At 67.6% G+C, this 13,472-nt stretch carries 11 protein-coding genes and 1 pseudogene; 8 read left to right on the forward strand and 4 right to left on the reverse strand.

Translation table 11 applies throughout. The features are described 5' to 3' along the window. From GM672_RS14705 to GM672_RS14720, 4 genes and pseudogenes are all read right to left on the reverse strand, one after another. Positions 1-732 (reverse strand): annotated as a pseudogene (locus tag GM672_RS14705) (FtsW/RodA/SpoVE family cell cycle protein); the annotation flags it as partial. Beyond that, complete coding sequence (locus tag GM672_RS14710) at positions 729-1,724, reverse strand: protein kinase domain-containing protein (RefSeq protein ID WP_155471287.1); 996 nt, start codon at positions 1,722-1,724, stop codon at positions 729-731. The pseudogene GM672_RS14705 and the gene GM672_RS14710, both read right to left, overlap by 4 nt. Positions 1,725-1,822: 98 nt before the next feature. Continuing rightward, complete coding sequence (locus GM672_RS14715; RefSeq protein ID WP_155471288.1) at positions 1,823-2,254, reverse strand: glycine zipper domain-containing protein; 432 nt, start codon at positions 2,252-2,254, stop codon at positions 1,823-1,825. A 133-nt stretch (positions 2,255-2,387) separates the two neighbouring features. Further along, positions 2,388-2,927 carry a GNAT family N-acetyltransferase gene (locus GM672_RS14720; RefSeq protein WP_155471289.1) on the reverse strand — a complete coding sequence of 180 codons (540 nt, stop codon included), beginning with the start codon at positions 2,925-2,927 and terminating at the stop codon, positions 2,388-2,390. Positions 2,928-3,071: 144 nt separating this feature from the next. Between GM672_RS14720 and GM672_RS14725 the strand changes: the two genes are divergently transcribed. The 8 genes from GM672_RS14725 to GM672_RS14760 all read left to right on the forward strand — a co-directional run bounded on the left by GM672_RS14725 (position 3,072) and on the right by GM672_RS14760 (position 13,429). After that, a complete protein-coding gene (locus GM672_RS14725; protein ID WP_155471290.1) occupies positions 3,072-4,508 on the forward strand; it encodes a M20/M25/M40 family metallo-hydrolase in 1,437 nt (478 codons plus the stop codon). Positions 4,509-4,541: 33 nt separating this feature from the next. After that, on the forward strand, positions 4,542-4,940 hold the full coding sequence (locus tag GM672_RS14730) for a hypothetical protein (protein WP_155471291.1): 399 nt from the start codon (positions 4,542-4,544) through the stop codon (positions 4,938-4,940). 75 nt (positions 4,941-5,015) lie between these two features. Next, positions 5,016-5,384 (forward strand): hypothetical protein, encoded by a 369-nt coding sequence (locus tag GM672_RS14735; RefSeq protein ID WP_155471292.1) that lies wholly within the window; start codon positions 5,016-5,018, stop codon positions 5,382-5,384. Continuing rightward, the gene (locus tag GM672_RS14740; RefSeq protein WP_155471293.1) at positions 5,377-6,783 is read left to right on the forward strand and encodes a TolC family protein; all 1,407 of its coding nucleotides are present in this window, start codon (positions 5,377-5,379) and stop codon (positions 6,781-6,783) included. Before GM672_RS14735 ends, GM672_RS14740 begins: the two co-directional genes overlap by 8 nt. Continuing rightward, the gene (locus tag GM672_RS14745) at positions 6,780-8,147 is read left to right on the forward strand and encodes a multicopper oxidase family protein (protein ID WP_155471294.1); all 1,368 of its coding nucleotides are present in this window, start codon (positions 6,780-6,782) and stop codon (positions 8,145-8,147) included. The genes GM672_RS14740 and GM672_RS14745 overlap by 4 nt, the downstream gene beginning before the upstream one ends. A 93-nt stretch (positions 8,148-8,240) precedes the next feature. Continuing rightward, positions 8,241-9,476, forward strand: a complete 1,236-nt coding sequence (locus GM672_RS14750) for a voltage-gated chloride channel family protein (RefSeq protein ID WP_155471295.1) — start codon at positions 8,241-8,243, stop codon at positions 9,474-9,476. A gap of 181 nt (positions 9,477-9,657) precedes the next feature. Beyond that, the gene (locus GM672_RS14755; RefSeq protein WP_155471296.1) at positions 9,658-11,082 is read left to right on the forward strand and encodes a pectate lyase family protein; all 1,425 of its coding nucleotides are present in this window, start codon (positions 9,658-9,660) and stop codon (positions 11,080-11,082) included. 379 nt (positions 11,083-11,461) lie between these two features. Beyond that, on the forward strand, positions 11,462-13,429 hold the full coding sequence (locus GM672_RS14760) for a TonB-dependent receptor plug domain-containing protein (RefSeq protein WP_170300073.1): 1,968 nt from the start codon (positions 11,462-11,464) through the stop codon (positions 13,427-13,429). Positions 13,430-13,472: the final 43 nt, after the last annotated feature.

Raw genomic sequence — 13,472 nt, forward strand, 5'->3', positions numbered from 1 at the left:
GGCGCCGATCGCCAGCGACCGCACGTCCGCCAGCGGCTGGCTCGATGCGCGCAGGTCGGCGCCGTCGGCCAGCACGGCCACGGCCGCATCCGGGGCCGCCGACAGCCACAGCGCGCCATCCTTCCTGGCCAGTTGCGCCGTGCCGGCCGCGACGTCTTCCAGGCCGAGCCGGTTCCCGCAGTGCAGGTTGCCGCCGAACGTCAGGCCCCGTGCGAGCGTCAACGCCCCGGGTACGGCCCGGTTCCACGCCGCCGCGATGCGGGCCGTAAGCGCCGCGCCGGGGCAGGGCGGCTGGGCCACGCCATCGCGGCGCAGGGTGGCGCCGTCGTAGTCCCAGCGGCGCGCGCCGTGGAGAAAAGCGATGCCCTGGCCGTGCGCCTCCGATAGACGCAACACGACGGCGCCGACCTGGAACGAACGCAGGCCGTGCGCCGCCACGCTGCCCATGCGGTTCTCGCCCGTGGCGCGGCCCAGCACGGGCGGACGCACCCCATCCGGCATCGCCACGTACCACGTGCCCGCGCCATCGCGCCGCACGGTGACGTGGTCCGCCTGCGCCTGCACGGCCGCCAGCTCGCGCCGGCCCAGCGGCTGCGACTGCCCGGGTGCGAGCGTAATGGCGATGGCGGCGGGCTGCCACGCCGCCGGTGCGCGCAGCAGGGCAAGCAACTGCAACGCGAACAAGGCAGATAAGGCAAAGCGCAACAGCGACAATGTCGGCGTGCCGTTCATGCGCAGGCCTCGACGAGTGCGGGTCGCACCGCGTGCAGCGGGGCGCAGCCGGCGCCGGCGCGCACGGCCTGCAGCATCCGGCTGATTTGCACGGCATCGCGGGGGCGTTGGGCGGGATCGGCGGCGAGCAGCGCACGCAGCAGGGCCAGGGCGGGATCGCGGGCGGCGCGGGGCAGCAGCGCGGCGAAGCGCGCTTCCTCGTCGGGCGCCAGGGGCGGCGGCAGGCTGCCGCCGTGGGCGTCGAGCAGATGGCGGCCACAGTCGGCGGGGTGGGCGCGGTAGGCCTGGGCGCAGGCGGCATTCCAGCGCAGTGGCGTGCCACCCGTGACGAGGTAGTGGAACAGGACGCCCAGCGCGAAGTAGTCGGTCTGGCGGCCCGTCGCGTAGCCGCCGCCCGGGGCCGGCACGAACTGCTCCGGCGCCTGCCAGTTGGCCGTGCCCGCGTAGCTGTGCGCTGCGGCGTCGGCCAGGGGCCGGTTGGTGCCGAAGTCGGCCAGCTTGACGCCGCCGTCGCGGGTGACGAGGATATTGGCCGGCTTCAGGTCGAGGTAGCGCCAGCCGTGGCCGTGCACCTTGGCCAGGGCCTGGTTCAGCTGGCCGAGCCAGTCCAGTACCTGTGCCAGGCCGGGGCTGGCGCCGGCGGCACGCCGGTGCGCCAGGTGCCGCGCCAGGTCCGACTGCAGCAGTTCCAGCGCCAGCACGGGCAGGCCGTCGCACCAGCCGCTGTCGAGCAGCCGGACGATATGCCGGCCGTCCCACGGCGCCAGCGTCTGCAGGAAAGCGATCTCGGTGGCGGCGCTGGCGATCCACCGCTCGCGCTGGCCCGGCTGGGCACGCGCCATCTGCTCCCGGTTCACCAGCTTGAGCGCGACGTCGCCCTGTGCCCCAGGCCCCATGGCGCGCCACAGCACGCCGTACACGGAGGCGCCGATCTGTTCAGCGAGGCGGTAGTGGCCCTTTTCCAGGGCAATGACGGTATCGCGGGCGGGCATGGCTTCTCCATTGTTCATGCGCCGCTAGCGGGGGGAGGGGCAAAAGAAGGGGACAGACATGAAAAAAGCCCGGCGGTGCCGGGCTTCGTTGATACGGATCAGTGACCGTGGTGGCCGTGGCCGTGACCACGTCCGTGCCCGCGTCCATGACCGCGGCCATGGTGGCGCGGTTCGTAGTAACGCGATTCGTAGTAACGCTCGCGGTACACGCGGCGCGGCTCGACGTAATGCACGCGCGGCGCGCGTTCGTAATAGACCGGCGCCGGTTCGTAGTAGACCCGTTGCGGCTGGGCGTAGACGCGGCTGCGCTCGCGGTGACGGTCCGAGCTGATTGCGTTGCCGATGGCGGCACCAGCCAGGCCACCGACGATGGCGCCGCCCGTGCCGGCATTGTGGCTGCCGATGGCCGCGCCCAGCACGGCGCCGGCGGCGGTATTGAATTCACGGTCGCCGGCGGCCAGCGCGGCGGAAGAGGTGGTGAGGGCGGCGGCACCCAGCAGCAGCACGCTCAGGAATTTTTTGATCGTCATGGTGTTTCCCCTCATTATTATGTACTGGCCTGTCGGCAGATGAGGTGACTATAACGAAGCACGTCAAGCGTGCACATCGCTAATACACATTCTTACAATCGCGCCAAGCCCTGTAACAAGCTCGGGCCAGGCATCATGGCCCGGCGGCCGCCAGCTGCTCCCATTCCGGCCGCAGCAGGCTCATGATCTGCACATCCGCGTAGCGGCCGTTGATGAAGAAGGCCTCGCGCAACCTGCCGTCGACGCGAAAGCCGCATTTCTGCGCCACCCGCACGGACGCGATATTGGCCGGCGCGGCCAGCACTTCCAGCCGGTGCCACGTATGCACGCGAAACAGGTAGCTGCACAGCAGCCGCAGCGCCTCCGTCGTGTAGCCCTGGCCGTCCAGCTCGCGGTCGAACAGGCGGTAGCCGATTTCCCGGCTGGTCGGCGTGCGTGTCTTGAAGTGGGTGATGACGCCGACGATGTGGTGCTGCCGGTCCTCGACGACGAACAGTTCGCTGTCTTCGGTGACGAAGCCCGTCTGCACGAATTCCTTGCGCATCGCCTCGGGCGACTTGAACTGCAGTGAAAAATGCTCGCCCCGCGACGGCAGGTCGTTGACCAGCGCGATGAACGTATTGAGGTCGGTATTGAGCAGGTGCCGCACCGTGCAGAGTTGGCCTTTGAGCATGAGCGAAGTCTAAGCCATCGGCAGGCGCCAGGCAACCGCTGCCCGTGCCAGGCGCTGGCCCGGGACCGTCCTGCACAAGCTTGTCAAATGGGTTATCGTTATGGGTTCCGGCGCCACCGCGCGCCCCTCACCAGGACCCAACGCATGAACCTCCGCCAGCCCGTACTGACCGCCATTGCCGCCAGCCTGTTCGCCATCGCCGCCGTCCCCGTCCATGCCGCTTCACCCAACGACAGCGCCACCCTGGCGCAGATCCGCGATACGGCGATGGCGAGCGACTGGGCCTACGGCCGCCTGGAGGACATGACGGACCTGATCGGACCGCGCCTGTCCGGTTCGGCCGGCGCCGCAGCAGCCGTCGAGCAGGTGGCCGACACGATGCGCAAGCTGGGCGCGAAGGTGACCTTGCAGCCGGTCAAGGTGCCGCACTGGGTGCGGGGCGAGGAAAAGGCGCGGCTGGTCGATTACGCGGGACGCCCGAACGGCGTGACGCAGAACGTCGTGCTGACAGCACTGGGCGGCTCCGGCGCGACCCCGGCCGGCGGCCTGACGGCCGAAGTCATCGTCGTGCATGATTTCGACGAACTGAAGGCCCGCGGCGCGCAGGTGAAGGACAAGATCGTGCTGATCGACGTGCCGTTCGACCAGGGCATGGCCGACCGCGGCCTGGCCGGCAATGCCTATGGCCGCGGTTCCGCGGCGCGCACGCGTGGCCCGGCACTGGCGGCCGACCTGGGCGCCGCCGCGGCGCTGGTGCGCTCCGTCGGCGGCGCGGACTTCCGCCTGACCCACACGGGCATGACGCGGCTGGAAGAGGGCAAGCGCATCCCGGCCGCCGCCGTGACGGCCGAGGATGCGATGCTGATCAAGCGCCTGTCCCGGCGCGGCCCAGTCAGGATGCACCTGACCCTGACGCCGCAGAACCTGCCCGACGCCGACAGCTTCAACGTCATTGCCGACCTGCCGGGCACGGACAAGGCCGACGAAGTGGTGATCGTTTCCGGCCACCTCGATTCGTGGGACCTGGCCACGGGCGCGCATGACGACGCCACCGGCGTGACGGCCTCGATGGGCGTCATCGAAACGCTGAAGAAGCTGAACCTGAAGCCGCGCCGCACCATCCGTGTGGTGGCCTGGATGGCCGAGGAAAACGGCGGCAGCGGAGGGCGCGCCTACCACCAGGCCCACAAGGCGGCGCTGGACAAGCAGTTCGCCGCCATCGAAAGCGACGGCGGCGTTGCCGGCCGCACCTTCGGTGTCGTGGCCGGCGTACGTCCCCAGTACGAGAAACTGTTCGCGCCGCTGCAGGCCAGCCTCGTCAAGATCGGCGCCGGCGCGCTGACCCGCCGCGACGTACTGGGCGAGGGCGACCTGCATTATATGGAGTCCGATGGCGTGCCCAGCTTCGCGCCCCATGTCGACACGAGCAGCTACTTCAATTACCACCACACGCCGGCCGACACCTTCGACAAGGTCAAGCCGGAAGACCTGAAGCGCCACGTGGCCGTGATGACCACCCTGACGTGGTTCCTGGCCAATATGGACGAGCCGATCGGCCGCGCGCCGGAGCAGTTCCGCTGATGAACGCCCCCATGCCATGGTAAGATGGCGGCCATGAAAGCGCTGCTTCGGACCTTCCTCATCTGGCTGCTGCTGGCCGGCGTGCCCCTGCAAGGGTTCGCCGCCAGCACGATGCTGCTGTGCGCACCGCCGGCAGCCCCGATGGCGGCCGTGCCGGCAGCGGCCATGGAAGAACATCACGACCATGCCGCCATGGTGGCGGCGCAGCAGCATGCCAGCCATGGCGAGAACGACAGTCCCGGCCACCATGGCCAGGACGCCAAGTGTGCCGGGGCTGCGTTCTGCTGCACCGGCGCGCCGTTGGCCACGAGGATGCCGACCGCGCCGGCCCTGCCGGACGCAGGCGGCGCCCCCATTCCCTTCGAGACGACGGCGCCCGCTGCCGTCGACCTGGCCGGCATCGAGCGCCCGCCGAAACGCCTGCACGCCTGATCCCCGACGGTCCGGTCCCTGAGGGGCCGGTGTCGCCCGCGCACCGCGCGGGCCGTTCAAGCACGAGGTTTTCCAATGAATCGATTCACCATCACGCTGGCCGCCTGGCTGGCGATGTGCGCATCCGCGCATGCAGCATCGCCCCAGGACGCCGCCAATCCGGCCGCCCCGGTACCGGCGACGACCTATCAATCCCCGCTGGCGGCGTTCCGCTCCATTAAGCCCGACAGCACCACGCCTGCCGCCAACTGGCGCGCCGCCAACGCGGCCGTGGCCGGCCCGTCCGGGCATGCGATGCACATGCACCACGACGCGGCCAAGCCCGCACCGGCCCAGGATCCGCACGCCGGTCACCATATGCCGGCACCGGCGCCCAAGGATGCCGGCGGCAAGGCACGGGATGCCCACAATCCCCACAAGGGGCACGAGGGCCACCATGAATAAGCCCGGAACCAAGCCAAGGCTCCTCGCCGTTGCGGCGCTGGCGATAAGCCTCTCGGGCTGCGCCACCTTCTCGCCGGACGGCGGCATCCAGGCCGTCAACGACCTGGCGCAGGCGAAGGCGGGTGCACCCGTAAAACTGCTGCGCAGCGATGCCGACCGCCGCGCGCTGGACGAGCTGCTGGCCGCGCGCATGACGCAGCCGCTGACGGCCGACGACGCCGTACAGATCGCGCTGCTGAACAACCGGGGCCTGCAGGCGAGCTACTGGGAGCTGGGCATCGCCGAAGCGGACCTGGTGCAGGCCGGTCGGCTCAGCAACCCCGCGTTTGGCTACCAGCACAAGACGGGCGGCGGCACGACGTCGATCGAGCGCAGCCTGACCTTCAACCTCGTCAGCCTGATCACGGCGCCGCTGGCCACGCGCATCGAAGGGCGCCAGCTGGAGGCCACGCGGCTGCAGGTGGCGAACGAGGCGGTGACGGTGGCATCGAATACGCGCCGCGCCTGGGTCGAGGCGGTCGCCGCCACGCAGTCGCTGGCGTATGCACGCCAGGTTGCCGCGGCGGCCGATGCCAGTGCCGACCTGGGCCAGCGCATGCGCCGCGCCGGCAACTGGAGCGCCTTCGACCAGGCCCGCGAGCAGGCCTTCTATGCCGAGGCGATGGCCGACGTGGTGCGCGCCACGTCGGCCGCCACCGCCGCGCGCGAAGCGTTGACGCGGCTGATGGGACTGTGGGGCGGGCAGGCGGCATACCGGCTGCCGGAGCGCCTGCCGGATCTGCCTGCCGCGCCGCGCGAGATGACGGATGTCGAGCAGGTCGCCGTGCGCGAGCGGCTCGACATCCGCGCCGCCACCCTGGCTTCGCAGCACACGGCGGCATCGCTGGGCCTGAGCCGCGCCACCCGTTTCATCAACGTGCTGGAGCTGGGCGGCGTGCACGAACGGGAGGGCGCCGAGCGCCAGCGCGGCTACGAGATCACCCTGGAAATTCCCCTGTTCGACTGGGGCGGCGCCCGCACGGTACGGGCCGAGGCGGTGTACATGCAGGCCGTCAACCGGCTGGCGCAGACGGCGGCCGATGCCCGCAGCGAGGCACGCGAAAGCTACCAGGCCTACCGCGCCGGCTACGACCTGGCGCGCCACTACCGGGACGTCGTCATCCCCGTGAGGAAGCAGCTGTCGGACGAGACGCTGCTGCGCTATAACGGCATGCTGGTCAGCGTGTTCGAGCTGCTGGCCGATGCGCGCGAACAGCGCAGCGCCGTCATTGCCTATATCGACGCGCAAAAGGCGTTCTGGCTGGCCGAGGCCGGCCTGGAAGCGGCGCTGGGCGGCCGCCTGCCCGCCACGACGACGCAAGACCACTCGCATCACCGAGCACACGGAGTAACCCAATGAACAATCGCAGATCGTTTTTGCAGGGCGCCGCGCTGGTCGGCGCCGGCTTGGTCAGCAAGGCGGGCGCCGCCTCGCTGCCGGAAGCACCCGTGCAGGGCACGGCCACCACCGCCGCCCCCTTGTTGCCACCGAACGGACGGCCCTACAATCCCGTCGTCACCTTGAACGGCTGGAGCCTGCCGTGGCGCATGAAGGACGGCGTCAAGGAATTCCACCTGGTGGCCGAACCCGTCGTGCGCGAGCTGGCGCCGGGCATGCACGCCAACCTGTGGGGCTACAACGGCCAGAGCCCGGGCCCCACCATCGAAGTGGTGGAGGGCGACAGGGTACGCATTTTCGTCACCAACAAGCTGCCCGAGCACACCAGCATCCACTGGCATGGCCAGATCCTGCCGAACGGGATGGACGGCATTTCCGGCGTCACGCAGCCTGCCATCCAGCCGGGCAAGACCTTCGTCTACGAATTCGTGGCGAAGCACGCCGGCACCTTCATGTATCACCCGCATGCGGACGAGATGACGCAGATGGCCATGGGCATGATGGGCTTCTGGGTGACGCATCCGAAGGACCCGCGCCAGCATGCCGTGGACCGCGACTTCGTGTTCCTGCTGGGCGCCTACGACATCGAGCCGGGCAGCTATACGCCGAAGGTCAACACGATGCTGGACTTTAACCTGTGGACCTTCAACAGCCGCGTCTTCCCCGGCATCGATCCGATGGTGGTGCGCCAGGGCGAGCGGGTCCGCATCCGGGCCGGCAACCTGACGATGACGAACCACCCCATCCACGTGCATGGCCACACCTTCGAAGTGACGGGAACCGACGGCGGCTGGGTCAGGCCGGGTGCCCGCTGGCCGGAAGTGACGACCGATATCGCCGTCGGCCAGATGCGCGCCATCGAGTTCGTCGCCGACAATCCCGGCGACTGGGCCTTCCATTGCCACAAGTCGCACCACACGATGAACGCCATGGGCCACGACGTGCCGACCCTGATCGGCGTCGACCACCGCGGCGTGGCCGAGAAGATCAACGCCCTCGTGCCGGGCTATATGGTGATGGGCGAGAAGGGCGGTTCGATGGGCGGCATGCAGATGGCGCTGCCGGAAAACACGCTGCCGATGATGACGGGGAAGGGCCAGTTCGGCGACATCGAGATGGGCGGCATGTTCACGATGCTGAAGGTGCGTCCCGACGTACGCCGCGGCGACTACCGCGACCCCGGTCATTACCGCCATCCGAAAGGCACGGTGGCCTACGAATGGAAGGGCGAGCTGCCGCCCGCGCCGACGGCGCCGGATGCACCGACGGTGCCGGCCGCGGAAGCGATGAAGGTGCGGCGCGGGGGCGGGCACGAGCATCACTGACCTTGCCTGGAAAATGGGGACAGACCCCATTTTCTGAGCAACTAGTTGTCGCCAGGGCAGGGTTGCCAGAGGGCCATGTTATAGTCGCGCTCGATGACTTCCCTGCCCGAACCTCCCGCTTCGCTGTCGCGCATGCTGCCCTACCTGGCGAAATGGAGCGTCTTGTCCGCGCTGGTCGCCGTGCTGGCCGGCAGCGCTTCCGCACTGTTCCTGTTCGCTCTCGATACCGCCACTGCCTGGCGCATCGCGTATCCCGCCATCGTCTGGGGCCTGCCGCTGGCCGGCTTTGCCGTCGGCTGGGTCTACTGGCGCTTCGGCCGGGCGGTGGAGGCGGGGAACAACCTGCTGATCGACGAAATCCACGACCCGACCAATGTCGTGCCGCTGCGCATGGCGCCCCTGGTGCTGGCCGGTACCGTCCTTTCGCACCTGTTCGGCGCCTCGGTGGGGCGCGAGGGCACGGCCGTGCAGATGGGCGGCACCCTGGCGGACCAGCTGTCACGGTTGCCGCGCCTGGGTCCGGGCGACCGTCGTCTGCTCTTGATGGCCGGCATCAGCGCGGGATTCGCTTCCGTCTTCGGCACGCCGCTGGCGGGGGCCGTGTTCGGGCTGGAGGTGCTCGTGATCGGGCGCCTGCGCCATGATGCCATTTTTCCCTGCATCGCCTCGGCCATCCTGGCCGACCAGGTGGGACTGGCCTGGGGCGTTCACCACACGTACTATGCCATTGGCACCGTCCCCGCCATCACCGCATGGAGCATCGGCGCCATCGTCGTCGCCGGCATCGCCTTCGGCCTGGCGGGAAGGGCGTTCGCGGGCGCCACCCACGGCCTGTCAGGCGTGATGAAGAGGTGGTTGCCGTACGCGCCGCTGCGCCCCGCGCTGGGCGGCCTCGTCGTCGCCTGCGCCGTGTGGGCGATCGGGACGCAGCGCTATGTGGGGCTGGGCATTCCCGTCATCGTCGAGGCCTTCGCGCAGCCGCTGCCGCCATGGGACTGGCTGGGCAAGTTCGTCTTCACCGTCGCTTCCCTGGGCAGCGGTTTCAAGGGCGGGGAAGTAACGCCCCTGTTCTATATCGGTGCCACCCTGGGCAACGCGCTGGCGCCACTGCTGCACCTGCCGTTCGCCATGCTGGCCGGCGTCGGCTTTGTTGCCGTGTTTGCCGGCGCCGCCAACACGCCCCTGGCATCGACCGTGATGGCGCTGGAGCTGTTCGGCCCCGCCGTGGGCCCGTACGCGGCGCTGGCTTGCGCCGTTGCCTATCTGGTCTCCGGTCACCGCGGCATCTATCGCGCCCAGCGCGGCGACGGTCACAAGACGACCGCTTGATGGCAGGAGACAACCCTGCGCTCAGTAGTTGAGCATTGTGAAATCCCTTTGCTCAATTGTTGCGCAACATTGCTTTAATTGAATGTTTTCGTCTCGGAAGTTGTATGATGTCAGTTGACCTGCGGCGCCCTTGCCGCAGGAAATTTCAACTGGGAGACGAATCTTGACATCAAAACATCTCATGCCAGCCTTTGCGGCGACGCTGCTGTTTGCGGCCGGCGCGGTACAGGCGGCCGACTGGCCATCCGGCTATTCCAAGTGCGCGGACCAGGGCGGCACCTGCAAGGTGGGCTCCAGCTCGCGCGCCGTTTCCTTCGGCAGCAAGGACAAGTTCGTCGTGAAGACCCTGTCCAACAACGTGCCGTGCACGGTGGCCACCTTCGGCTCGGACCCGAATCCGGGCGTTGCCAAGAAGTGCGCCGTCGGCCCGGTGGGCGGAACGACGCCGGCCCCGACCCCCACCCCCACCCCGACTCCCACCCCGACCCCGACGCCAGGGGCCGGTACCGATGCCAGCACGGAAGCAGCGCCGGTCAGCGGTTGGGCCGGACGCAATGGCGGCACGACGGGCGGTGCCGCGGCGCCGGCGACGGCCGTGTACAAGGTCAGTTCCGCCTACCAGTTGCTGGCGGCGCTGAAGGCACAGGGCAATAATCCGAAGATCATCAAGCTGACCGGCACCATCGACATGGCGGCGTCCGACAACGGCGGCCCGTTCACGAGCACCAGCGACCAGGCCCAGCGCAGTCAGATCAAGGTGGGCAGCAACAGCACCCTGATCGGCACGGGCAGCGACGCGCGTCTGGTGAACGCCACCATTTCCATCAGCGGCGTGCAGAACGTCATCGTGCGCAACCTCGCCATCGTCAATCCTTGCGACGTCAATCCCGTGTGGGACCCGAACGATGGCAGCAGCGGCAACTGGAACTCCGAGTTCGACGCCGTGGTGATCAGCAATTCGAAGAATGTATGGATCGACCACAACGTGTTCACGGACGCACCCAGGACGGACAACACCCTGCCCGTCAGTAACGGCAAGATCAAGCAGTGCCACGACGGCGCGCTGGACGTCAAGAACGGGTCGGACTACGTGACGGTGTCGAACAACCGCTTCGAACTGCACACGAAGAACAACCTGATCGGCTCGTCCGACAGCACCACCAGCGACAACGGCCACCTGACCGTCACGTTCAACAACAACCACTTCCTGCACGTGTCCGAGCGGGCGCCGCGCGTGCGTTTCGGCATGGTCCACCTGTACAACAACTACTTCGAGGGCAGCCGCTCGCACGCCGTGTATCCGCACCATTACAGCATCGGCGTGGGCTACCTGGCGAAAATCATCTCGCAGAACAATGCCTTCGATATCGCCGGCGCTTCCGGCTGCGCCAATATCCTGACGAACCCGGGTTCGTCGAGCAAGACGGGCGCCATCACGGATACGGGCTCGCTGCTGAACGGTGCGGCGCTGAACGTGGCCAGCAAGTGCAGCTTCAGCGCCTCCGTCGGCTGGACCGTGCCGTACAGCGTGCCACTGCTGTCCACCTCGGCCGTGAAGCAGTCCGTGCTGACCAACGCGGGCACGGGCAAGCTGACGGTGCGGTAAACGTCGATCGCGATTCGGTGTCAAACACCTGGTTCAGACACCGAATTCTGACGAGGCCTCAATACCGGTCGTTCCCATGCGGCCGGACATCCCATCGGCTCCGCCGGCTCCGAAACGTTGCTCGAAAACCGTCAGAGATCGGTTTCGAGCAAGTATCGACAGACACCGCAGGCCCTGCCGGCAGTGCACTACCGCCGCACCGCACGAATGTTGCGATAACGCTACATTTTACTGGTGAAATTTACCCCGTTTTACGCGTCAAACCGGTTCCAGCGCGCTAGCGCCGGCCGAAGAAAAAAAGTCATTGCCTATGTAAATGAGAATCAGTATCATTCGCGTTTCTGGGAAGTGCGAATTTTATAACAATAGGCAAATCATAATGTCCATCACAAGAAAGCTGTTAGCAATCAGTATCGCCGCCATCGGTCAGCACGCTTTTGCTGCCGATGCACCTGAAGCACCCGCTGGGGCAGCGGTTTCCGAGCAGTCCGTCGTGGTGGTCACGGCCTCGCTGCGCAATCACACGGCCGCGTCGGCGCCGGCCTTCACCACCATCGTCACCGAGGAAGACATCAACAAGTCGCCCGTCAACAGCCTGCCGGACCTGCTGCGCGATACGGTCGGCGTCAACAACATGACGGACAGCACGGGCCGCGACGAGATCCAGATCCGTGGCCTGGGCGGCAAGTACACCTTGATGCTGGTGAACGGCAAGCGGGTGTCGTCCGGCGGCGCCCTGTGGCGCGGCGGCGACTTCGATTTCAGCTCGATCCCGCTGTCCTCGATCAAGCGCGTGGAGATCGTGCGCGGCCCGATGGCGGCGCTGTACGGGTCGGACGCCATCGGCGGCGTCGTCAACATCATCACGAAGGCGCCCACGCGCGAGTGGAAGGGCAGCATCGGCGGCGAATACCGTGTCGTGCAGCCGGGCGAGGAGGGCGACCAGTACCGCGTCAGCGCCGCCGTTTCCGGTGCGCTCAACGACACCTTCGGCCTGTCGCTGGCCGGCGAATTCTACGACCGCGACGCCTGGTATGCCACGTCGAAATCGGACGACACGCGCCCGGCGCGCCTTGAGGAAAAACGCGCCGCCAACCTGAACGGCACCTTGACGGTGAAGCTGGCGGAAAACCAGTCGCTCGACATCGACGCCAGCTACAACCGCGACAAGCGCCCGCGCGCGCTGTTCTACTACGACTACAACGCGGCCTGGGACTGGACCACGCGCGACTACCGTGAACAGGAAATCGAACGGGGCACCTTCGGCGTGACGCACAAGGCCGACTGGGGCTGGGGTAACACGACGGCCTTCATCACGAAGGAACACGCCCGCATCGACGACTTCAACAGCCGCTACAACACGCCGCAGGAGCGCGTGCTCCACGAGGACAATACCTACGCCAAGGCCTATGCCAACTTCAACTGGGGCATCAACGCCGTCACGGCCGGTATCGACCTGCGCCGCCAGGTCATCAAGGACGGCGTGACCTACCTGGAAACGGGCCGCATCAGCACCGACAGCAAGGCCTTCTTCGTCGAGGACGAACTGGCGCTGGCGCCGAACCTCCACCTGACCCTCGCCGGCCGCTTCGACGACAGCAACCGCTTCGGCAATCACTTCTCGCCGAAGAGCTACCTGGTATGGCAGGGCGCGGGCGGCCTGACCGTCAAGGGCGGCATCAGCAAGGCCTTCAAGGCGCCGGAAGCCTACCAGCTGAGCCCCGAATACCGCACCGTCAGCTGCGGCGGCAAGTGCTACCTGTCCGGCAACGCCAACCTGCAGCCCGAGACCAGCACCAACTACGAAGCAGGCTTCGAGATCCACCGCTCCGGCTGGGACTTTACCGCCGTCGTCTTCAAGAACGATGTCGAGGACATGATCGTCGCCACCTACGACGCCGCCGGCCCGTCGCGCGCATGGACCAACGTGGCCAAGGCCAAGACCCGCGGCGTCGAGCTGCAGGGTGAAGTGGTGCTGTCGCCGGCCTTCACCGTCAGCGGCAACTACACCCACCTGAAGGCCGACTATATCGACGAGACGGGCACCGAGGCAAGGCTGGAAAACCGCCCGGAGAACATGGGCATGGTGGCCCTGAACTGGAAGATGACGGACCGGCTGCGCTCGTCGCTGTCGGCCCACTACACGGGCAAGCAGTTCTACCTGACGCAGGACCTGCCGGGCTACACCCGTGTCGACCTGTCGCTGTCGGCCAAGGTGAACAGGAACCTGACGGTGCGTACCGGCGTGAAGAACCTGACGGACGTCGACCTGGAGAAGAAGAACAAGGCCTTCGACTTCTTCGAGCTGGGTCGCAACTACTACGTCAGCGCCACCTACGATTTCTGACCTCCCCGGGGCGCCGCCCCAACGTAGCCAGCATGATGCCAGC

Origin of the sequence: Pseudoduganella buxea (assembly GCF_009720835.1) — a bacterium.
In the GTDB taxonomy this organism is placed as follows: domain Bacteria; phylum Pseudomonadota; class Gammaproteobacteria; order Burkholderiales; family Burkholderiaceae_D; genus Rugamonas; species Rugamonas buxea.